Annotated in this window: 22 protein-coding genes and 1 pseudogene; 13 read left to right on the plus strand and 10 right to left on the minus strand. The window is 55.1% G+C overall.

The window, feature by feature from the left end; genetic code table 11:
* Window positions 1-3 precede the first annotated feature (3 nt).
* The 7 genes and pseudogenes from fliM (at window position 4) to rcsA (ending at window position 4522) form a co-directional block, all read left to right on the plus strand.
* Window positions 4-1008, plus strand: a complete 1005-nt coding sequence (fliM, locus tag V1572_RS17065) for a flagellar motor switch protein FliM (protein ID WP_008500320.1) — start codon at window positions 4-6, stop codon at window positions 1006-1008.
* A complete protein-coding gene (gene fliN / locus V1572_RS17070) occupies window positions 1005-1418 on the plus strand; it encodes a flagellar motor switch protein FliN (RefSeq protein ID WP_008500318.1) in 414 nt (137 codons plus the stop codon). Before fliM ends, fliN begins: the two co-directional genes overlap by 4 nt.
* Before the next feature lie 2 nt (window positions 1419-1420).
* A complete protein-coding gene (gene fliO / locus V1572_RS17075; protein WP_028016024.1) occupies window positions 1421-1795 on the plus strand; it encodes a flagellar biosynthetic protein FliO in 375 nt (124 codons plus the stop codon).
* Window positions 1795-2532, plus strand: coding sequence for a flagellar type III secretion system pore protein FliP (gene fliP / locus V1572_RS17080; protein ID WP_008500316.1), 738 nt, complete (start codon window positions 1795-1797; stop codon window positions 2530-2532). The genes fliO and fliP overlap by 1 nt, the downstream gene beginning before the upstream one ends.
* 9 nt (window positions 2533-2541) lie before the next feature.
* A complete protein-coding gene (gene fliQ / locus V1572_RS17085; protein ID WP_395299403.1) occupies window positions 2542-2811 on the plus strand; it encodes a flagellar biosynthesis protein FliQ in 270 nt (89 codons plus the stop codon).
* A gap of 7 nt (window positions 2812-2818) precedes the next feature.
* Window positions 2819-3611 (plus strand): annotated as a pseudogene (fliR, locus tag V1572_RS17090) (flagellar biosynthetic protein FliR); the annotation flags it as partial.
* Between the two features lie 287 nt (window positions 3612-3898).
* Entirely contained in the window at window positions 3899-4522 is a 624-nt protein-coding gene (gene rcsA / locus V1572_RS17095) for a transcriptional regulator RcsA (RefSeq protein WP_008500313.1), read from the plus strand.
* Window positions 4523-4624: 102 nt separating this feature from the next.
* Here rcsA and dsrB read toward each other — a convergent pair whose 3' ends face one another.
* Window positions 4625-4813, minus strand: a complete 189-nt coding sequence (gene dsrB / locus V1572_RS17100; protein WP_008500312.1) for a protein DsrB — start codon at window positions 4811-4813, stop codon at window positions 4625-4627.
* Window positions 4814-4942: 129 nt separating this feature from the next.
* On the opposite strand from dsrB, the gene yodD reads away from it, so the two are divergent.
* Together yodD and V1572_RS17110 are read left to right on the plus strand one after the other, a co-directional pair.
* The gene (gene yodD / locus V1572_RS17105; RefSeq protein ID WP_013097742.1) at window positions 4943-5170 is read left to right on the plus strand and encodes a YodD family peroxide/acid resistance protein; all 228 of its coding nucleotides are present in this window, start codon (window positions 4943-4945) and stop codon (window positions 5168-5170) included.
* 301 nt (window positions 5171-5471) lie between these two features.
* Window positions 5472-6272 carry a mannosyl-3-phosphoglycerate phosphatase-related protein gene (locus V1572_RS17110; protein ID WP_395299404.1) on the plus strand — a complete coding sequence of 267 codons (801 nt, stop codon included), beginning with the start codon at window positions 5472-5474 and terminating at the stop codon, window positions 6270-6272.
* Here the strand turns inward: V1572_RS17110 and dgcQ are convergent.
* The 3 genes from dgcQ to V1572_RS17125 form a co-directional block, all read right to left on the minus strand.
* Window positions 6257-7957 carry a cellulose biosynthesis regulator diguanylate cyclase DgcQ gene (dgcQ, locus tag V1572_RS17115; protein WP_395299405.1) on the minus strand — a complete coding sequence of 567 codons (1701 nt, stop codon included), beginning with the start codon at window positions 7955-7957 and terminating at the stop codon, window positions 6257-6259. The two genes, V1572_RS17110 and dgcQ, sit on opposite strands and share 16 nt — an antisense overlap.
* Window positions 7958-8030: 73 nt before the next feature.
* Window positions 8031-8213, minus strand: coding sequence for a YodC family protein (locus V1572_RS17120; RefSeq protein ID WP_023618677.1), 183 nt, complete (start codon window positions 8211-8213; stop codon window positions 8031-8033).
* Between the two features lie 78 nt (window positions 8214-8291).
* The gene (locus tag V1572_RS17125; protein ID WP_008500306.1) at window positions 8292-9203 is read right to left on the minus strand and encodes a DUF808 domain-containing protein; all 912 of its coding nucleotides are present in this window, start codon (window positions 9201-9203) and stop codon (window positions 8292-8294) included.
* Window positions 9204-9381: 178 nt separating this feature from the next.
* Between V1572_RS17125 and yedA the strand changes: the two genes are divergently transcribed.
* Window positions 9382-10296 (plus strand): drug/metabolite exporter YedA, encoded by a 915-nt coding sequence (yedA, locus tag V1572_RS17130; RefSeq protein WP_395299406.1) that lies wholly within the window; start codon window positions 9382-9384, stop codon window positions 10294-10296.
* Here the strand turns inward: yedA and V1572_RS17135 are convergent.
* The 3 genes from V1572_RS17135 to V1572_RS17145 form a co-directional block, all read right to left on the minus strand.
* Window positions 10268-10759 carry a very short patch repair endonuclease gene (locus V1572_RS17135; protein WP_395299407.1) on the minus strand — a complete coding sequence of 164 codons (492 nt, stop codon included), beginning with the start codon at window positions 10757-10759 and terminating at the stop codon, window positions 10268-10270. The two genes, yedA and V1572_RS17135, sit on opposite strands and share 29 nt — an antisense overlap.
* On the minus strand, window positions 10740-12155 hold the full coding sequence (locus tag V1572_RS17140) for a DNA cytosine methyltransferase (RefSeq protein ID WP_350223604.1): 1416 nt from the start codon (window positions 12153-12155) through the stop codon (window positions 10740-10742). Before V1572_RS17140 ends, V1572_RS17135 begins: the two co-directional genes overlap by 20 nt.
* Window positions 12156-12216: 61 nt before the next feature.
* Window positions 12217-12918, minus strand: coding sequence for a phosphohydrolase (locus tag V1572_RS17145; protein ID WP_252076961.1), 702 nt, complete (start codon window positions 12916-12918; stop codon window positions 12217-12219).
* Between the two features lie 284 nt (window positions 12919-13202).
* On the opposite strand from V1572_RS17145, the gene ompC reads away from it, so the two are divergent.
* Window positions 13203-14366, plus strand: coding sequence for a porin OmpC (ompC, locus tag V1572_RS17150; RefSeq protein WP_325841193.1), 1164 nt, complete (start codon window positions 13203-13205; stop codon window positions 14364-14366).
* A 57-nt stretch (window positions 14367-14423) separates the two neighbouring features.
* Here the strand turns inward: ompC and V1572_RS17155 are convergent, their stop codons facing one another.
* A complete protein-coding gene (locus V1572_RS17155; protein WP_048223889.1) occupies window positions 14424-15287 on the minus strand; it encodes an N-acetylmuramic acid 6-phosphate etherase in 864 nt (287 codons plus the stop codon).
* Between the two features lie 165 nt (window positions 15288-15452).
* Between V1572_RS17155 and V1572_RS17160 the strand changes: the two genes are divergently transcribed.
* Both V1572_RS17160 and dcuR read left to right on the plus strand, forming a co-directional pair.
* Window positions 15453-17069 carry a sensor histidine kinase gene (locus tag V1572_RS17160; RefSeq protein ID WP_048223891.1) on the plus strand — a complete coding sequence of 539 codons (1617 nt, stop codon included), beginning with the start codon at window positions 15453-15455 and terminating at the stop codon, window positions 17067-17069.
* Window positions 17066-17785 carry a two-component system response regulator DcuR gene (gene dcuR / locus V1572_RS17165; RefSeq protein ID WP_045908149.1) on the plus strand — a complete coding sequence of 240 codons (720 nt, stop codon included), beginning with the start codon at window positions 17066-17068 and terminating at the stop codon, window positions 17783-17785. Before V1572_RS17160 ends, dcuR begins: the two co-directional genes overlap by 4 nt.
* On the opposite strand, the gene V1572_RS17170 is transcribed toward dcuR, so the two are convergent.
* Both V1572_RS17170 and V1572_RS17175 read right to left on the minus strand, forming a co-directional pair.
* Complete coding sequence (locus V1572_RS17170) at window positions 17766-18728, minus strand: FAD:protein FMN transferase (protein ID WP_048223892.1); 963 nt, start codon at window positions 18726-18728, stop codon at window positions 17766-17768. The genes dcuR and V1572_RS17170 overlap by 20 nt on opposite strands.
* Window positions 18729-18822: 94 nt before the next feature.
* A complete protein-coding gene (locus tag V1572_RS17175) occupies window positions 18823-21603 on the minus strand; it encodes a flavocytochrome c (RefSeq protein WP_167211375.1) in 2781 nt (926 codons plus the stop codon).
* Window positions 21604-22153 lie beyond the last annotated feature (550 nt).

Raw genomic sequence — 22153 nt, forward strand, 5'->3', positions numbered from 1 at the left:
GACATGGGCGACAGTATTCTTTCTCAGGCAGAAATCGATGCGCTGCTCAACGGCGACAGCGATAAAAGTGATGATCCGCAACCGGGTATCGGCGGCGATAGCGATATTCGTCCCTATGACCCGAATACCCAGCGTCGCGTGGTACGTGAACGTCTGCAGGCGCTGGAGATCATTAACGAACGTTTTGCACGTCAGTTCCGTATGGGGCTGTTTAACCTGCTGCGTCGCAGCCCGGATATCACGGTCGGTGCGATCCGCATTCAGCCGTATCATGAGTTTGCCCGCAACCTGCCGGTGCCAACCAACCTTAACCTGATTCATCTGAAGCCGCTGCGCGGCACCGGTCTGGTGGTGTTTTCCCCAAGCCTGGTGTTCATTGCGGTGGATAACCTGTTCGGCGGCGACGGGCGCTTCCCGACCAAAGTAGAAGGTCGTGAATTCACCCACACCGAACAGCGCGTCATTAACCGCATGCTGAAGCTGGCGCTGGAGTCTTACAGCGACGCGTGGAAAGCGATTAACCCGCTGGAAGTGGAGTACGTCCGTTCTGAGATGCAGGTGAAATTTACCAATATCACCACCTCCCCGAACGATATCGTTGTGAACACCCCGTTCCACGTGGAGATCGGTAACCTGACCGGCGAGTTCAACATCTGCCTGCCGTTCAGCATGATCGAACCGCTGCGCGAGCTGCTGGTTAACCCGCCGCTGGAGAACTCCCGCAACGAAGACCAGAACTGGCGTGAAAACCTGGTCCGCCAGGTCCAGCATTCGCAGCTTGAGCTGGTGGCGAGCTTCGCCGATATCCCGCTGCGGTTATCTCAGATCCTGAAATTACAACCCGGTGATGTTTTGCCGATAGAAAAACCCGACCGCATTATTGCCCATGTGGATGGTGTCCCCGTGCTGACAAGCCAGTACGGCACGATTAACGGTCAGTATGCGTTACGCGTTGAGCACTTGATCAACCCGATTTTGAATTCGCTGAATGAGGAACAGCCCAAATGAGTGACATGAACAATCCGTCCGATGAAAACAGCGGAGCACTGGACGATCTGTGGGCTGACGCGTTAAACGAGCAAAAAGCGACCCCGGCCAAAAGCGCAGCGGATGCCGTATTCCAGCAGCTCGGCGGCGGTGACGTCAGCGGCACGCTGCAGGACATCGACCTGATTATGGATATCCCGGTTAAGCTGACCGTTGAACTGGGACGCACCCGTATGACCATTAAAGAGCTGCTGCGCCTGACGCAGGGTTCCGTGGTGGCCCTTGACGGCCTGGCCGGCGAGCCGCTGGATATTCTGATCAACGGCTATCTGATTGCTCAGGGTGAAGTGGTGGTGGTAGCCGATAAATACGGCGTACGTATCACCGACATCATTACCCCGTCTGAACGTATGCGTCGTCTGAGCCGTTAAGCATGAAAACCCAGGCAACACTATCGCAACCTTCTGCCGTTCCCGGCTCACCTCTGCTCCAGGTGAGCGGGGCGTTGTTCGGTATTATTGCCTTTATTCTTATCGCCGCCTGGCTGGCGAAGCGCTTTGGCCTGGCGGGGAAAACCGCCGGCGCCCGCGGGCTGAAGGTCAGCGCCAGCACCACCCTGGGACCACGTGAACGCGTGGTCATCGTCGAGGTGGACGATGCGCGTCTGGTTCTGGGCGTCACGGCGTCAAACATCAGCGTATTACATAAGCTGCCGCCCGCCCCTGCTGTGGTGGACGAGCGTGCAGAGGCCCCTGCGGATTTCCAGTCCGTGATGAAGAGTTTGCTTAAGCGTTCCGGGAGATCCTGATGCGCCGTTTGTTATCCCTGACGCTTGCGGGCGTTGGCCTGTTTGCTCCCGCGGTCTATGCGCAACTGCCCGGTCTGGTGTCAACCCCTCTCGCAGGCGGCGGCCAAAGCTGGTCGCTTCCGGTGCAGACGCTGGTGTTCATCACCTCGCTGACGTTTATTCCGGCTATCCTGCTGATGATGACCAGCTTCACCCGCATCATCATCGTTTTTGGTCTTCTGCGAAACGCGCTGGGCACCCCTTCCGCTCCGCCAAACCAGGTTCTGCTCGGACTGGCGCTGTTTTTGACCTTTTTCATTATGTCGCCGGTGATCGATAAGATTTACACCGACGCCTACCAGCCGTTCAGCGAAGATAAAATCTCCATGCAGGAAGCGCTGGATAAAGGCGCGCAGCCGCTGCGGGAATTTATGCTGCGCCAGACGCGCGAAGCGGATTTGGCCCTCTTTGCCCGCCTGTCCAACACCGGCGAGCTGCAGGGACCGGAAGCGGTACCCATGCGTATTCTGCTGCCCGCCTATGTGACCAGCGAGCTGAAAACCGCGTTCCAGATCGGCTTTACCATCTTTATTCCGTTCCTGATTATCGACCTGGTGATCGCCAGCGTCCTGATGGCGCTCGGGATGATGATGGTGCCGCCAGCGACCATCGCCCTGCCCTTTAAGATCATGCTCTTTGTGCTGGTCGACGGCTGGCAGCTTTTGGTCAGCTCGCTGGCGCAGAGTTTCTACAGTTAAGGAACGGCAATGACACCCGAATCGGTCATGATGATGGGCACGGAGGCGATGAAAATCGCGATTGCCGTTGCCGCTCCGCTGCTGCTTGTCGCGCTGGTTACCGGTCTGGTTATCAGTATTCTGCAGGCCGCCACGCAGATTAACGAAATGACACTGTCGTTCATCCCGAAAATCATCGCCGTGTTCGTGGCGATTATCGTGGCCGGACCGTGGATGCTGAACCTGTTGCTGGACTACATGCGCAACCTGTTTACCAATCTGCCGTACATCATCGGCTGACCTGACGATGCTGCACTTCACCAGCGACCAGTGGGTTCAGTGGCTCGGCGTCTACTTCTGGCCGATGCTGCGCATCATGGCGCTGATCTCCACCGCCCCCATTCTCAGCGAGAAATCGATACCCAAGCGTGTCAAAGTGGGGCTGGGGATTATCATCTCCATTATCGTCGCACCGTCTCTCCCTCCCGTGGATATTCCGATCTTCTCGGCGAATGCGGTGTGGGTCGCCCTGCAGCAGGTGATGATTGGCGTTGCCGTCGGCTTTACCATGCAGCTCGCTTTTGCCGCCGTGCGTACCGCGGGGGAACTGATTGGCCTACAGATGGGGTTATCGTTCGCCACGTTTGTCGATCCCGGCAGTCATCTCAACATGCCCGTGCTGGCGCGCATTATCGATCTGCTCGCCATGCTGCTGTTCCTGTCGTTCAACGGCCATCTGTGGCTTATCTCCATGCTGGTGGACACGTTCCATACGCTGCCGATTGGCGAAAACCCGGTGAACAGCAACGCTTTCCTGGCGCTCACCCGCGCCGCGGGGCTGATCTTCCTGAATGGGCTGATGCTGGCGCTGCCGATCATCACCCTGCTGCTGACCGTCAACCTGGCATTAGGTTTACTGAACCGAATGGCGCCGCAGCTTTCGGTGTTTGTCATTGGTTTTCCGTTGACGCTGACGGTCGGAATTTTATTAATGTCATTACTGATGCCACTTATCGCTCCCTTCTGTGAACATTTATTCGGCGAGATATTCAACCTGTTAGCGGATATTGTCAGCGAACTGCCTCGTAAATAATAGACCGTACTGTTGCTACTGTCTTTCTGAGGATATTCCTAAAATAAAACGCGAAAAACATCTTCCAGGATATATCTGACGCGGTTTAATTGTTTCTAACCACCTCACAATACTTAATATTTACTTTACTTTAAGAAGATTCCTGGCAAATTATACGTAACTTTACGGGATAGTGAGTCCGCCTGAAAGTCTTTGTCATGCTCACAGGTTTATTATTTTTTTCCATCCCGTATGGCTGTTTTGAGCTCTCAGGCAGATGGTGAATTATCGTTACGCATTGAGTGAGGGTATGCCATGTCAACGATCATTATGGATTTATGCAGCTACACCCGGCTAGGGTTAACCGGGTACCTGGCAAGCAGAGGGGTAAGAAAGAGAGACATCAACGATGCACACACCGTTGACGAACTCGCAGCCGCTTGTGACGAACTAAAACCAGGCGTGGTGTTTATTAATGAGGACTGTTTCATTCACGATCCAGCCAACAGTCAGCACATTAAGCAAATCATTAATCAGCATCCAAAAACCCTGTTTATTGTTTTTATGGCGATCGCGAATATCCATTTCGATGAGTATTTGTTGGTCCGTAAAAATTTATTGATCAGTTCTAAATCGATTAAACCCGAGTCGCTGGATGACATTTTGGGTGATTATTTGAATAAAGAAGTTAAAAATGTAGGAGCGGTTAACTTACCCACCCTATCATTAAGCAGGACTGAATCAAGTATGCTGCGAATGTGGATGGCGGGACAAGGAACTATTCAGATCTCCGACCAGATGAATATTAAAGCGAAAACCGTTTCATCACACAAAGGAAATATTAAACGGAAAATTAAAACGCATAATAAGCAAGTGATCTACCACGTGGTACGCCTGACCGATAATGTGACGAACGGGATTTTCGTCAACATGCGTTAGTCGCTTAAGACCCTGTGCACCCTACCTTTGATCTCTGGCCTGGCCAGAGATTTTTGCTTCTGCAGAGGGTGTCGGGCACGCGATATGCTACCCGACGCCGTGTTAGTCTGCTTTCTCAACAAAAATACCGTCCGGATGCCCCAGTTCGTTAAAAAACCAAATGCCGAGCGGGTAGTCTTCCAGTGATACCAGGTACATTGTCCCTTCGCTAAACTCTTCAATTGCCAGCACCACACCCGGGCGGCGCGGCCCACCGTCCGTTTTAACCGTTACCCGATCGTTGACCTTCATACATTCCTCCTCTGGTTTTGAGCCAGTGTAGAACAAAACGCAAAATCGCACATCGCCGCTCGGTGTGAATGGCGTTTTTATCTACAGTCTATACTTAGCGATGGACCCGGCTGAATGAGGAACCCCGCAATGAAGACCGATAAAGAGTACAGCGACACCATCAAGCGCGAAGTCGAGGTGGATGTCGATGCCCTGCTGGCCGCCATCAATGAGATTAGCGAGTCAGAAGTCCGCAGGACGGACGACAATTCGGACCGCGTCATTGTTAACGGAAGGGATTATCACACCTATCGTGAGCTGGCGGAGGCCTTCGAGCTCGATATTCACGACTTTAGCGTGTCGGAAGCCAATCGTTAGGGCGAAAAAAATCCCGGTCATGGGGATGACCGGGATCAAAACTTGCTTATGCAAGAAGCACTTGAAAATTCGTTACACCAGGAAATCTGATGTACAAGCCACACTATCCCCAACGAATTTGTCTGACAAGCATATATTCTTATGATGAATATAATATTTTTAACATAATGCTTTTCGTTATGAGCACTAACTTACGCCGAATGCGGGTTTGCCAGGGATTGTTCCCATTTCATCTGTTAACAATTCGGTTATTTTTTAGGAATTTTCTTAGAACGAAACGCAACCGTCATCGGGAGTCACTATGCCTTCACTGCGGGATACCTTGCTGATTTTTTCTGACCTGGATGGCGCGTTGCTGGATATTCATACCTACGACTGGCAACCCGCAATGCCCTGGCTGGACAGGCTACAGGATAACCAGATTCCGATTATTCTCTGTAGCAGCAAAACCGCGGCAGAGATGCTCGATATTCAGCAGGATCTGGGGCTGGAAGGCCTGCCGTTTATTGCCGAGAACGGCGCGGTAATTCAGCCTGACGTGCGCTGGGACAAGGTCCAGCGTCAGATCCGGGGGATGACGCACCGGGATATTCGCCCGCGAATCGAGCAGATTCGTCTGCAAACGGGCTTTAAATTCACCACCTTTGACGATGTAGATGAGTACATTATCAGCGAGTGGACCGGACTGACGCGCTTCCGTTCGACGCTTGCCCGCAAGCATGAAGCCTCCGTCACGCTCATCTGGCGCGATACCGACGAGAAATTGGTCCAGTTTGAAGAGCAGCTGGCGCACATCGGCCTCAAGTGTGTGCAGGGGGCGCGCTTCTGGCATATTCTCGACGCCCGCTGCGGTAAAGACGTGGCGGTTAACTGGCTGATTGAACAGTATCGCGAGCAGGACGAGATCGAGCCCACCACGCTGGGGCTCGGCGATGGCCCTAACGATGCGCCGCTGCTCGACAGCATGGACTTCGCGGTGGTCATCAAGGGGATTAACCGCCAGGGCATCACGCTACGGGACGATAACCCCGAGCGGGTCTATCACACCCAACAGACCGGCCCGGCAGGCTGGCAGGAGGGGCTGGATCACTTCCTGTCCTGATCCCGCCACACGACCCGGTTACGCCCGCTCTGCTTAGCCTGATAGAGCCGGACGTCCGCCACGGACTGCAGCTGTTCAAAATCGTAGTTGCCCGTTTCATCCGCGCTGCTGACGCCCAGCGACGCGCTGATGCGCAGGGTGGTGCTCTTCTTCACCAGGATCTCCTTACTGGTGATTCGGTAACGAATGCGGTCAGCGACGCCCCTCGCCTCCTCCAGACCAATGCCGGGAAGGACCACACAAAACTCTTCTCCGCCGACGCGCCCGGCCACATCATTCTTGCGTAACGCGCTGGCAATCACGCCTGCCGTATGGGAAAGCACCTTATCACCTGCCTGATGGCCGAAACGGTCGTTAATGCTTTTAAAATGGTCGAGATCGATCTGAATCACCGAGAACGGCAGCGCCTGCTGGCGGCAGGTTTCCGCCAGCAATTTGGCGCGGTCGAACAGCGCGCCGCGATTATTGAGCCGTGTCAGCGGATCGTGCCAGGCCTGCCACTGGAGGGAGTGCTGAAGCGTGTACATGTTACTCACCATCCGACGGATCACCAGCCACGAGATCAACAGCATGGCGGTAAAGAGCGCCCACAGCAGCGCCAGCACGATACTGATACTGCCGAAATCATCCTGCACCCCTTCATGCAGGGTGTGGATCCGCAGGACGACGCCATCGAAGTGATCGAGCCGCTCCCAGGTGATAAACCGGCTCCCGAGGCGGATCGCGCCGCCGGTATCATGCTCAATCGCCTGGGCAATCTGCGCCGTTTCGCGTTCGTCAAAATGGTTAACCAGGGTTCCCGCGTGGGCAGAGGTGGCTATCATATTAAGCCGGGTATCGTACAGCTGATACTCCCCCTCCGTCCGGTCTTCCGTCGCGTCGGTCAGCAGACGCTGCATCGTGTCTAAGGTAAAGTCCATCGCCACGACGCCGTACCAGTAGTGATCGAAATAGATGGGGACGCTGGCGGTGATCGTTCGTTCATCCCCGGTCCAGGATGAAGGGGTAGAGATAAACCAGCGCACGGCGCGCGCGCGATTGTTACGTTCTGACTGCTGGGTAAACCAGGACTGCGTGACCAGATGATAATAGCGGGCGGTAATATCGCCCGCCTGGTCCGGCGTATCCGTGGAAAGGAAAAAACCGGCGCGAGAGACGTAGATCACCCGCGCTTCTGTTTGTGCTCTCGATGACGCCAGCCTGAGCAGATACCCCACTTCGAGTGCGGCAGAAATTTCATGACTGATGCGCTCAGCGTCCCGGTTCAGAAGGGTGGTTTTATCCACGAATGCATCCGAGACCCCATTAAGGGGAAGCGTGCGCTTTTTATCAACGGCAAGCTGCCAGGTGGGGAGCATGCGGACGGTATTAAAGCGTGACACCGCATCCTGTAAGACATCAAAGGCCAGCGGCGTCTCGATTGCATCATGCATGCCCTGGCGGAATAACAGCATCCTGTCGACGCTGTTCTGTAACTGCCTGTCCAGCGAACTGGCCACCGTATCCAGATGGTTGCGCTGGCTGGAGATGTACGCCTCTTCCAGCACCACCACCTCACGCCAGGTCAGGAGCGTGGAAAACACCAGAACGATCAGAAAACAGAGATTAACAATCCGCCCCGGATTGCTACGCTTATGCAGCCATTGCAAAAAAGTTTGTCTTACAACAAAGGTATCGCGCTGCACACACACTCCCTGATTACTGCTCTTTACCCGAAACCTGAGATAAAAACGCCCGGCAAAGCCGGGCGTTATGTGATTAAGCCTTGTCCCGCTGGTGCTGCCCGTCACCCGGCTGAAGCTCATCTTCACGGAATGCTTCCCGCTTGATGCTATAGCCATCGTGCCACCGACATTCCACCATTCCGCTGGAATACCCGGTGACGATCATACGTGGGCCGCCCTTCTTAGGCTTAACTTCATCACTGACCAAAAAGACCATACCTGCCTCCTGTATCAGGGTGAAACTGTTTCAATTTAGACGAGGAATGGTCTTTTTGCATCCTGCCGCGGGTAACAATTAGTGCGACGTGCCGCGAATTTTCTCAACCAGCTTCACCGCCGCGACGACGATAGCGCCAATGATAAAGCCCAGCACAAGATTCAGCAGCGTAGGCAGAATCGCCGCGATAACGGCCCCCTGCGTGGAGGAGAAATGTTCGATGGCATGGTGCAGCGGCGCAATGCCGTGAACCACAATTCCGCCACCCACGAGGAACATCGCCAGCGTGCCCACCACCGACAAACTCTTCATCAGCCACGGGGCCAGCACCAGCAGGCTTTTGCCGATGCCTCTTGCTACCGCGCTCGATTTTTCCTCCAGCCAGTAGCCAATATCGTCCAGCTTGACGATCAGCCCCACCAGACCGTACACGCCCACGGTGACCAGAATCGCGATGCCGGAGAGGATCAGGACCTGATTCAGGAGCGGCGCGTCAGAGACAATGCCCAGCGTAATCGCGACGATTTCCGCAGACAGGATAAAGTCGGTCCGAATAGCGCCTTTGACCTTATCGCGCTCGAAGGTTTTCGGATCCTGCGCGGCCAGCGCTTCAAGACGCTGCTGGCGCACCTCCGGCGTATCGCTCTGCTTGCGCGCGCTAAAGGAGTGCAGCACCTTCTCCACGCCCTCGAAGCAGAGAAATGCCCCGCCAATCATCAGTAACGGCGTGATGGCCCAGGGAATAAACGCGCTGATCAGCAGCGCCAGCGGCACCAGAATCACCTTGTTCAGGAAGGAGCCTTTCGCCACGCCCCACACCACCGGCAGTTCACGGTTTGCCCTCACCCCACTCACCTGCTGGGCGTTAAGCGATAAATCATCGCCCAGCACGCCTGCGGTTTTCTTCGCCGCCAGTTTCCCCATCACTGAAATGTCGTCCAGTAAGGTGGCAATATCATCCAGCAATGTTAATAAGCTACTTCCTGCCAAAATCTTAATCCTTCATTTTTTGGTAATTAAGTGAATAGTATGGAGCAAAAGCGCCAACCCGGAAACAGGCACCTTACGTCAACAAAAAATTCACATCTGCCACACAATTAAAGGGCTCGCCAGCGAGATAGTTTTCGCGTTTACTATCAGCGAACTTTTTATTTCGTCGTGAGGGATTATGCGTTTCCGGCAAATGCTACCGCTTATCGGGGCACTCTTTTCGCTGTACATCATCTGGGGGTCAACCTACTTTGTCATTCGCATCGGCGTGGAGAGCTGGCCGCCGCTGATGATGGCGGGCATTCGCTTCCTCTCGGCGGGCATCCTGCTGCTGGCCTTCCTGCTCCTGCGCGGGCATAAGCTTCCCCCGCTACGCCCGATGCTGAATGCCGCCCTGATCGGCCTGCTGCTGCTGGCGGTGGGTAACGGGTTTGTGACGATTGCCGAGCACCAGAACGTCCCGTCCGGGATCGCCGCCGTGGTCGTTGCCACCGTACCGCTGTTTACCCTCTGCTTCAGCCGCCTTTTCGGCATCCGCACCCGCAAGCTGGAATGGCTTGGGATTGGGATTGGCCTGGCCGGCATTGTTCTGCTCAACAGCGGCGGCAACCTGAGCGGGAATCCGTGGGGCGCGGTGATTATCCTGATTGGCTCGATGAGCTGGGCGTTGGGTTCCGTCTACGGGTCGCGTATCGAACTGCCGACCGGCATGATGGCCGGTGCGATTGAGATGCTTGCCGCGGGGATTGTCCTGCTGCTGGCCTCGGCGCTGACGGGAGAAAAGCTGACCGCGCTGCCGGACCTGTCGGGCTTTCTCGCGGTAGGCTACCTGGCGCTGTTTGGCTCTATCATCGCCATTAACGCCTATATGTTCCTGATCCGCAACGTCTCTCCGGCTGTCGCCACCAGCTACGCCTACGTCAACCCGGTCGTGGCCGTGCTGCTCGGAACGGGACTGGGGGGAGAAACGCTCTCACCTGTGGAATGGATTGCTCTTGGCATCATCGTGTTTGCCGTCGTGCTGGTCACGCTGGGCAAATATCTGCTGCCGGCAAAACCGGTGGTCACGCCTTGCGAGGTGGAGAAACCGTAAGCAGGTGAATGCCCTGCGTGTCGATCTGCGCGGTCTGGCCGCCGCCGCAGATCCACTCTTCCAGCCGTTCGCTCAGATCGGCATCGTTCAGCTTTAATCTGCCTCTCAGCGCACACTCCCAGACGATCAGCACCCGCCAGCCCTGCGCCATCAGCGTGGCCAGATCCCGCCTGTCGCGCTCGACGTTCTTACCAATCTTATCCAGCCAGAAATCGGTGCGCGTCGCCGGGACTTTGAAGAGGTAGCAGTCGTGATGGTGCCAGAAACAGCCATGGGTAAAGATGATGCACTGCCAGGCGTCGATGACGAAATCCGGGCGTCCCGCCAGGGTGGGATCCTGCACGCGGAAGTCAAACCCCGCCTGCTTCAGCAGCGCGGCCAGGCGCTTTTCAATGGCGGTGTCACGCGTGCCGATGGCACGCATGTTTTTACTGCGCGTCGCCTTATCGTGAACATCCGTCATTGACGGCCTCACCCTGACGAAGTGCCACCGCCTGTCGGATGCGCGAGGCTAACAGCTTTGCGACAGCCGCGAACGCCGGGACCACCACCGAGTTACCAAACTGGCGGTACGCCTGGGTGTCCGACACCGGGATGCGGAAGCGATAACCCTGCGGCGTCTCAAAGCCCATCAGCCGGGCGCATTCGCGCGGCGTTAAGCGCCGTGGGCGATGGCGCTGGTTGTGCGGATCGTCGAAATCTTTTTCACCCAGCGCCTTGTCCCAGCCTCTGTCGATCAGGATTTCCGCGCCGTCTTTATAGTAGCGAGCAGACAGCGTACGGGTGACGCTGTGCGGATCGTTCGGGTTGACCATCCCAAAGCCGAAGCCGTTGCCTTTCGCCTGGTGCTTTTTGGCATAGCGGTAGAGGTATTTCCAAAGCACCGGGGTCAGGATAAATTTCGCGTCGACGACGGGTTCCAGCAGATCGGCCACGGTGGGGCGGCGCTCGGGATACAGAGAAGGAATATCCCGCAGAGTAAAATCGCCTTTCAGATTGAGATCGCGGCGGAAGCCCACCAGCACGATACGTTCGCGATGCTGGGGCAGGAAATGTTTCCCATCAATAATTTTAGGATCGTCCGCGCCCATGTCCTCTGAATCGGCCACGTCATAACCCAGCTCATCCAGCGTTTGCATGATAATGCGGAAGGTTTTCCCGCCGTCGTGGCTTTTTAAGTTTTTGACGTTTTCCAGTACGAAAATGGCCGGACGACGGGCGTCAATAATACGCGCCACGTCAAAAAACAACGTTCCCTGCGTATCGCAGGCAAAACCGTGGGCGCGTCCAAGGGCATTCTTTTTGGAGACGCCGGCCAGCGAGAAAGGCTGACACGGGAAGCCTGCCAGCAGCACGTCATGCGCCGGGATCGTCTGACGAATGTGCTCGGCGGCCTGTTCATCGCTCACGCCGCTTTTATGGCTCAGGGTCACATCGCGGATATCCGCGTTAAAATGATGCTCGTGCGGATCGCAGTACCAGTTTGCCTTGTAGGTGCGCACGGCGTGCTTATTCCACTCGCTGGTAAACACGCACTGTCCACCGATGGCTTCAAAACCGTGACGAATGCCGCCGATACCGGCAAACAGATCGATAAACCGGAAGGCATAGTTCGGGTGTGCGGCAGAAGGACGCGGAAGCAGGTTCTGCAGACAACGAAACTCGCCTTCACTCAGGCGACGCCCTGCTCGCTCGCTGGTCAGCAGACGTTTAAGGATCGCCGGGCTCCAGTGGCTCTCGCCGTGCGCCACCAGCAGGCTGGCCAGCGTTTTAGCATCATAGATATCCAACAGCTGGCGCAGTAAGGCCTGCACCGTTGCCGTTGATTTCTCAGCCTGCGCGGGCGCGGGCTCTGTCACTGATCGATTTTCCTGCATTCTTTTAACCGGAGAGTAAAGACTGGGAACAGATTACCACAGTTCAGTTGCGCAAACTGCGACGGAAGCGGCTCAGCACCTGGCTATCCAGCCCGAGGCAGTCGCCGCGTAATTCGGCGCTGAGTTTCGCCATAAACTGGATCAGGAAATCGGCATTGTGACGTGCCAGTTCGCGGCCCATGTCCGTTTGCATTGTATCAGGCAAACGCAGCAGCTTGGTCTGAAAATGGTCGAGGGCAAACGCGCGGTCGTCGAGGGGACGCGCATCGGCAAAGGGATCGTCCGCGTCAAATAGCGGCACGCCCAGTGCGCCCGAGACGGCAAAAACGCGCGCCAGGCCGATAGCGCCTAACGCTTCCAGCCGGTCAGCGTCCTGCACAATTTTGGCTTCTATACTTTGCGGCGCAATACCGGCGCTGAAGCTGTGCGCCTCAATCGCGTGCGCGACGGCGGCAATATGCTCGGGTGGAAAGTCCGGGAAGTCGCGGCGCAGTATATCGCTCGTCTTGCGAGCAGCGAGCCGTGACGACTGGCTGCGTTCAGGATGGTTCTTCGGGAGGCTGACAATATCGTGAAAATAGCAGGCGGCCAGAATCACCCGCGGCTCGGCCGTGTGGTGAACCATGATTTTTTGCGCCGTCATCCACACCCGACGAAAATGCGAAATATCATGTGCAGTATCGTCGTTCTGGTGATTTTCCTTGAGCCAGCGCTCAAAGCCATGCTGCCACCGGGCCAGTTCCATCATCATGTCCTGTTGTTTAAAAGAAGGTGAATTATAACATAGCCAAATTAAATGAATTTAAAAATAGCGCTGCGAAATATTTAATAATAATTACTCCTTATAAATCCACCCCAATAATTCACAAGAAAAATAAAGAGATTAATAGAAATAATTTGAAATATTTCATCGAATTTAATTACATTTATTTTTGAAACTAAATCACAAGCCATAGAATAGTATCGAGCCTGTAATTACGGAGGGTGATTACATATATTCATATAAATTATCTTTAAAGGGAATATATAATGAAAAGAAAAGTTCTGGCATTTCTGGTACCCGCGTTATTAATGTCAGGCGCAGCGAATGCGGCTGAAATGTATAACAAAAATGGCAACAAAGTTGACCTGTACGGTAAGGTTGACGCGCGTCATACCTTCTCTGACAACCCTGGTGATGATGGCGATGAAACCTATGTACAGGTTGGTTTCAAAGGCGAAACCCAGATTACTCGCGATCTGGTCGGTTACGGTCAGTGGGAATATAAAACGTTCGCTAACGATACCGAAGGCGCGGGTGACAAATCCTTTAACCGTCTAGCCTACGCTGGCCTGAAATATGGCGAATACGGTTCATTTGATTATGGCCGTAATTACGGCGTCGTGTACGACGTTGAAGCCTGGACCGATATGCTGCCGGTATTTGGCGGTGATTCTTACACCTGGACCGATAACTTTATGAATGGCCGTGCCAACGGTCTGGCAACCTACCGTAATAGCGATTTCTTCGGTCTGGTTGAAGGTCTGAATTTCGCGCTGCAGTATCAGGGTGCGAATGAAGGTGCTAACGCTGATGAAAATCAGGAAGGCACCAAAAACGGACATAACAGCGTTCGTTTCCAGAACGGTGACGGCTTCGGTATGTCTACCTCCTATGACTTCTCAGGCGATCTCTCCGGCCTGAGCCTGGGTGCGGCGTACTCTTCTTCTGATCGTACTAATGAGCAGGAAGCGGCAGGCCAATACAACGCGCATTATGCGAGCGGTAAAACAGCTGAAGCGTGGACCCTTGGCGCGAAATACGACGCCAACAACGTCTATCTGGCAATGATGTACGCTGAAACCCGCAACATGACGCCATACGGTGATTATGGTATCGCGGATCAGACTCAGAACTTCGAAGCGGTAGCACAGTACCAGTTCGACTTCGGCCTGCGTCCATCCCTGGCATGGGTTTACTCTAAGGGCAAGGACATGACCTATCCAGGCAACGCCAGCAACCCTCAGGGTCAGCATGGAGACATGGACCTGGTTAACTACATCGACCTGGGCATGACCTACAGCTTCAACAAGAACTTCTCCACCTATGTTGACTACAAAATCAACATGCTGGATAACGATGAAAGCTTCTACGAAGCCAACGGTATTTCCACCGACGACATCGTTGGCGTCGGCATGACCTACCAGTTCTAATCTTTAAAAATACCAAAGGCCGCATCTGCGGCCTTTTTTATTTCTTCGCGGTCTGTGTTATGGCGCTTCCTGCAGCGCCACGCGGATGAACCCGTTATTCTGCGCCAGCAGTTCATGGGCTTTCCACGCATCCAGCCCTGTCAGCGCCATCAATACCGCCGTTTTACAGTGATGGTTACAGCTCTCCAGCGCGGCTTTTGCCTCCGCCCGGGAGCATCCCCCTGCTTCCATCACAATGGCGATTTGGCGTTCGGCCCATTTGGTACTGCTTGCCTCGAGATCCACCCGCAGGTTGCTGTAAACGCGTCCGGTTCGAACGGCCAGCCCGGTAGCGATCATCGAGAGGATCATTTTCTGCGCAATCCCCGCTTTGGTGTTGAGATAGCCGGCCACCACATCGGCCCCCAGTTCGGGAGCAATAACCATACTCGCCAGCTGCGCGGCTTCACTTTGCGCATCACCGGTAATAACGGCGACCGGCGCCCCCAGCGACCATGCATGGCGCATTGCCCCCCACACCCACGGTGTTTTTCCGCTGACGGTCACGGCCAGCATCATATCGTGTTCACCAAACTTAATGGCCTGCAGATCGGCAACGCCGCGCTCGTAGCTCCCTTCCCCCTCTTCTGCCGTGACGGCCACCACAGGGGTTTTGCCCGGCGCATAGTCATCAGCAACCTGTTGCGCGACCCGACCAGACGGTCCCGCCCCGACAATCACCAGACGGCCACCGTGATTGAGGGTCGCGGCAGCGTTATCCACCGCGCGGGCAATCACAGGTAAGCAAGGGGTGAGCGCAGCAGAAATGAGTGCATCATCCTGGTGAATGACTTTCAGCATGTCCAGCGTGGACAATCGATCGATATTCATCGTGCTGGCGTGCCGTCTTTCCTTGACCGAACCGGTAAGCAGAATGCTCATAAACAGCCTCCTTATTATGAGTACCCACACACTATAAAGTGTTTTATATAGATGACCTGCGAGGAGGGTCACGAAAAGAGGACCAAATCCACGCCTTTACATGGCTTTAAGAAAAGCGCGTCATCGGCGATAATTACCCCCTTACTTAATCATCGCGGAGTATTGATGAGCGATTTGCAGCCTTTCCTTCCGACGCGCAAGCGCCCCATGAAACTCAATACGCTGGTCACGCTGATGGTATGCGCGATTATCGGTTCAGTGCTGCTGGTGGTCTTTGCGCTCTATTCGGTGCAAATCACCCGCGCCACACGCGATGATGTCAAAGACACCGCGCTCGGCATTGCCCGCACCCTCGCCGACAGCCCCGAGATACAGCGCGGCCTGATGCAGGCGCCGCAGGAGAATATTATTCAGCCCATCGCCCAGGCGGTGACGAAACGAAACGATCTGCTGTTCACCGTGGTCACCGATATGCGCGGGATCCGCTATTCTCACCCGAACGAGGCGCTGCTGGGGCTGCATTTTATCGGCGACGATTTAACGCCCGCGCTGGAAGGCAAAGAGAACGTATCGGTTAACCGGGGTGCGCTCGCCGAAGCGCTGCGCGTATTTACCCCCGTCTACGACGGCCAGCACGAGCAGATTGGCGTGGTGGTGGTCGGTATCTCCCTCAATAAGGTGGAAGAGCAGATTACCCGCGGGCGGCTAAACGCCGTCTGGACCATTTTGTTCAGCATTTTTATGAGTTCGATGGCGATTTGGGGTCTGGTGCGGGTCCTGAAACGCATCCTGTTCGGACTCGAACCCTATGAAATTTCCGCCCTGTTCGAACAGCGCCAGGCGATGCTGCAGTCGCTTCGTGAGGGGGTGCTGGCCGTTGATATTCACGGGCGCGTGACGATGATTAATCAGACCGCCAGAGAAATATTGCTTCTCCCGTCCGGCAAGCAGACCGAAAACACCAGCGCCCCCCTGCTGGCCAGCCTGCGTGACGTCTCGAAGACGGGCATCGCGCGCCAGGATCAGGAGATCAGCTGCAACGGCCGGCTATTGCTGTGCAACATGGTCCCGGTAAAAAGTCAGGATCGGGTGATCGGCGCCATCACCACCTTCCGTGATAAAACGGAAATCAGCCAGCTGATGCAGCGTATTGATGGCATGGTGAATTACGTCGATGCCCTGCGCGCCCATACACACGAGTTTATGAATAAACTGCATGTGATCCTGGGCCTGCTGCACATGAAGCGCTACGACAAGCTGGAAGAGTACATCCTGCAGACGGCACATCATTACCAGACGGATATCGGTACGATACAGAGCAAGGTAAAATCCCCGGTGGTAGCCGGGTTCCTGCTGGGTAAAATCAACCGGGCGAAAGAAGCGGGCGTCACCCTGACGCTGGCGGATGAAAGCCAGATACCGGATACCGCAAGTGAAGAGCAGGTCGCGGTGCTGATCACCGCGCTGGGCAACCTCATTGAAAACGCGCTCGACGCGATGGAAGGACAGCAGGAAGGTGAGATTGGCCTGCTGCTGCATTATCAAAATGGCTGGCTCAGCTGTGAAGTCAGCGACGATGGCCCCGGCATTGATCCCACTCAGCTGGAGTCTATTTTTACAAAGGGCTTCTCAACAAAAGGCGACAACCGCGGCGTTGGGCTGTTCCTTGCTCGCCAGCAGATTCAGAACCTTGGCGGCGATATCAGCGTCGAGTCTGAGCCCGGCGTATTTACCCAATTTTTTGTTCACATCCCCTGGGATAGCGAGAGGAATATCGCGTGATAAATGTATTAATTGTCGATGATGACGCCATGGTGGCCGACCTCAACCGTCTGTACGTCAACCGTGTTGAAGGCTTTACCTGCTGTGGCGTCGCCTCCACGCTAAACCAGGCCGAGGCCATCATTAATGACCCCAGCCATCCTGTCGATCTGGTGCTGCTGGATGTCTATATGCAGCAGGATAACGGGCTGGATCTGCTGCCCGTCATTCGAGCATCCGGCCGCCCAATCGATGTGATCATGATCACCTCGGCCGCCGACGCCGCCACGATCCAGACCTCCATCCATTATGGCGTGGTGGATTATCTGATAAAGCCGTTCCAGTTCCCGCGCTTTGAAGAGGCGCTGAACGGCTGGAAGGCAAAGCACAGCCTGATGGGGTCGCATCAGTATTACGAGCAGGCGGACGTCGACCGTCTGATCCACGGCGGGGCACCGGAACTGGCAGACAGCAAAAAGCTGCCGAAAGGGTTAACGCCGCAAACGCTGCGCACGATTTGCCAGTGGATTGACGCACACCCGGAGACGGAGTTTTCTACTGATGACCTGGCAAACGCGGTCAATATTTCCCGCGTGTCCTGCCGCAAATATCTGATTTGGCTGGCGCAAATCAATATTCTGTTCACCAGCATTCACTACGGCGCTACCGGGCGTCCGGTGTATCGCTACCGTCTCCAGCCGGAGCAGACGGGCCTGCTCAAGCAATACTGCCAGTAACGCGGTAGGTATCGTCCAGCAGGGTAAAGCGGAAGTGGTGTGCTGAAGAGAACACCACTTCTTTTGTTTTGGTCACAAAGATCGCTTCTATGTCTGGACGCGCACGCAGCGCGGCGCAGCCCTTCTCCACGCCCATGCCGTACATCAGCGTGGTCCAGATATCGCCATCGATGGAATCTTTTGAAATGATGGTCACGCTGTCCAGTTCGTTGTCCAGCGGATACCCGGTGCGCGGATCGAGAATGTGGTGATAGCGTTTGCCGTTGTGCTCAAAGTAGCGCTCGTACGTTCCCGACGTCACGACGGAGAGGTTCTCGACGACCATCGTGCCGATCAGCGCATCCCCGGCGAACGGTTTTTTCAGCCCAACGCTCCAGCCCCCTTCCGGGGAGCCTAAGGTCTGAATGTTTCCGCCAAGGTTAATCAGCCCCAGCTCAGCGCCCTCTTTACGCAGGTAATCCCGCACCCTGTCGGCGATATAGCCTTTGGCAATCGCCCCCAGATCGATCTCCATCCCCGCCCGGGTCAGAAACACGCTGCTGCTGGCCTCATCAAGGAGAACATCCTCTGGACGGGTAATTGCCAACAGCGACGTGATTTCATCGGCAGGCGGAACGCTGTCCCCCTGAAAACCAATCTTCCAGCGCTTCACCAGCGGACCGATTGCCAGATTAAAGGCGCTGTCCTTGAGGAGGCTTGCCGCTTTTGCACAGCGGATCAGATCAAACACTGGCCGACTGACGGTGACCGGATGCTGGCCGGCCGCATGGTTGATGTCCATCACCTGCGAGTGCGCGCGGTTGACAGTGAGCAGGTCTTCATACTGTTTGATCAGGCGAAACACGCGGGACGCGAGGGCTTCGTCATGGGAAAAGAGCTTCAGGAGGATGGGTGACCCCATCAGGACGGCGGAGTAACTGTAAACGCGATGGCTATCAGGCATGGCAGGAGTCCTCAGCTGTAGCCCCGGCTGGCACCGCGCCGCCGGGGAAAATGCCGGATAACGCTGCGCGTATCCGGCCTGGGAAGCAGGAGCCTTACCTCATTTTCGAACGCAGAGCCGCCTGATGTCCTGCAAGGGTACCAAAAATAATGATATCTGCCACCGCGTTACCGCCGATACGGTTAGCACCGTGGATCCCGCCGACCACTTCACCGGCTGCAAACGCGCCTGGCAGCACGTTGTGGTTGCTGTCCAGCACGCAGGTTTCGGTGTTGATGGTCACGCCGCCCATGGTGTGGTGCACGCCCGGCGCAATCTGAATGGCGTAGAATGGCCCTTCATTGATGGGCGCACGCAGCGCGGTGGTACGACCAAAGTCGTCATCATGCTGTTTTTCAACGAAACCGTTATAACGTTCCAGGGTCGCCAGGAAAGCGTGGTAATCCATGCCGAGCGCTTCCGCCAGGGCTTTCGGCGAGCTGGCGCTGGTCACGAAGCCTTTGGCAATGTACTCATCCGCGGCTTTGTTTTTGGCGCGTACATGCTCGTCAAAGACGATGTAAGCGTATTTCTCCGGCAGGGCGATGATTGACGCCGAGACTTTATCGCGGGTCGACATTTCGTTGTAGAAGCGTTCCCCTTTCTGATTGACCAGAATCGCCCCACCCCCGCGGATGGATTCGGAAATCAGGTACGAGGTTTTCTGCTCTACGGTCGGGTGAATTTGAATCTCGCCCATATCGACAGTGCCAGCCCCGATGCGCTCCAGCAGCGCGATACCGCCACCGGTCGCCCCTTTATGGTTGGTGGTGACGAAACCTTCCAGATCCGGACGGTATTTCACGACCATCTGGCTGTTAGCGCTGAAGCCGCCCGTTGCCACAATCACGCTTTTCGCTGCCACGGTGATGGTTTCATTCTCTTCGGTGGTCAGGCGCACGCCGGTGACTTCACCGTTTTCGAAGAGGATGTCGCTGACGGAAGTATCCAGCATCACCTCGATATTGCGTTTGTTGACGTTACGCACCAGGCCGCTAATCAGGTAACCGCCCACCGCAGAACCGTCTTTTGGACGGTGAGTACGGTCGATGCTCATCCCGCCGGTGGTGGTGATGTCGTTCAGCATGATGCCGCGGGTTGCCAGCCACTCAATTGCCTGCGGCGCGTTCTCGACGAAGCGGCGCAGCAGTTCAGGGTTGTTCTTGTTGCCGCCACCTTTCAGGCTTTCCTGGTAGAACAGCTCTTTGCTGTCCTGAATGCCCTTCACGCGCTGGAAGCGCGTTTCGGCGGCGTTCATCCCGGCAGAGGCTTTAATGGTGTTCCCGCCGATGGTTGGCATTTTCTCAACAATCAGCACGCTCGCGCCTTCGTCGTGAGCCTGAATCGCCGCCGCCAGACCGGCGCCGCCGCTGCCGACAACCACCACGTCCACGCTGCGGGTTTCGTTCGGGTCAACGCCCTCTTCCGCTGCCCGCGCTTTGCTGGATTTCAGCATCGCTTTAGAGACCGCTTTCTTCACCGCTTCACTCTGGCTGGTTGCACCGGTGATGGCATCCACGTGCGGGGTATTGGCATCCAGAATGCGGGTGCGGATCTCTTCAAAGCTGGTGACGAACTCAACGTCTTCGCTCGGGCCAGACGCCAGCTCGATGTCCGCAATGCGGTCAGTCTCCAGGCTGACGTTAATCACCAGTTCGTTCGCGTCGTCCTGCACCTTCTCGGTGAACATGCCCGGTTTGAATTTTGATTCGCCCATGCTCATGTCGCGGATCATCGCTTCCACCAGCGAGAAGCGCCACAGCGGTTCAGGAATGTTCAGCGCCTCGCGCTGAGTGCTGTCCATAAACAGCTCCAGCGTTTCCCCGGCCGCGATGCGGTCGGTCCAGTCCGGATAGGCGATGGTGGCACGGCCCACGGCAATCAGGTCGTAACCGTGTTCCAGCGCTTCATTGGCATCGGCGGCATTCACCACGCCACCCACGCCCATGACCGGAACCTGCGCCAGCGTTTCAGAACGCATCGCGCAGTATTTTTCGATAAGCGGCGTTGGGTCCTGGGTGTCGACAATGGAAGGACGCAGGGTCGCGCCGACGGAGAAGTGCAGGTAATCCACGCCGCGCGCCGCCAGTTTTTCCAGCAGGTACATGGTGTCTTCAAAGCGGATGCCCGGCACTTCCAGCTCTTCAGGGGAGAAGCGGTAGCCAATAATAAAGGCGTCGTCCGCGTACTGGCGCACCATTTTGTGGGTGATATCCAGAACCGCCAGCGGGAACTTCGCGCGATTATCGCGGCTGCCGCCCCACTCGTCGTCACGCTGGTTAGAGTTTGGCGAATAGAATTGCTGAATCAGATAGGTGTTTGCCCCGTGGATTTCCACGCCGTCGAAGCCGGCCTGGATGGCGCGGCGCACCGCTTCACCAAACTTGCCGATCATGCCTTCGACTTCTTCGCCAGTCAGTGCCACTGGCGTTGCTGCGCCCTCACGCGGCGCGGCAACGGCACTTGGGCCAACCGGCGTACGGCCACCGATCAGTTTCGGGTCAACCATGCGGCCGCCGTGGTAGATCTGCAGCAGAGCCTTAGAGCCTTTGGATTTAATCGCCTCCGCGATTTTCGCCAGCCCGGCAATTTTCTCATCATTATCAATCCCGATTGCGCCCGGGAAAGCCAGACCGAGATCGTCGACGAAGCAGCACTCCACAATGATGGTGCCGATACTGCCGGAACGGGCACGATAGTACTCCACCAGTTCACTGGTAACGGTGCCGTCGTAATAGCCGGTGCAGGTGGTCATAGGGGCCATTAACAAACGGTTTTTCAGTTCAGTGCCATTCGGTAATGTGAAGGGGCTAAGAATACGTTCGTTAGTGCTCATATTAGAAACTCCAAACTTTTAAAAAATTAAGAATTCGTTATCGGATTAGTTTTTAGTTCGTCGTTATTTGCCGATGTCATGATATTAATATAATGATTTTTTTAGTTTCTAAAGTTATTACGTTAGTTAAAAAACTATTTAATCCCTGCAATAACACAAATAACACATTGGTGTTAGCGAATGTAATTCAGTCATTCACAATAATTTAAAACTCGTTAAATAAAAATTGGTTAAACCAATTTCCATCACGCATGCAAAATCATTAAAAACAACAAGATAAAAGACAAAGAAAAAATAGATGTTACGAAAATGATAAAACAAACCAATAAAACAGGCAATACCCACATACGCCTGAGTGGTTATTAATAAAAGCATAAAAATAACGCTGCAATTCTGTTTTTTTGATCGCGATCAATAGTTATGGCATCCAAAAGCGCAATATAAAAACATCATCATTTTTTAATTTAACGCCACCATAAAAGCGTTGAATTGCTATTACTGAAAATACAAAACCGCACCTTTAATAACTAAAAAAAGCAAAAAAACTTAA

The sequence above is a fragment of the Enterobacter quasiroggenkampii genome (assembly GCF_043972695.1).
Lineage (GTDB): Bacteria > Pseudomonadota > Gammaproteobacteria > Enterobacterales > Enterobacteriaceae > Enterobacter > Enterobacter quasiroggenkampii.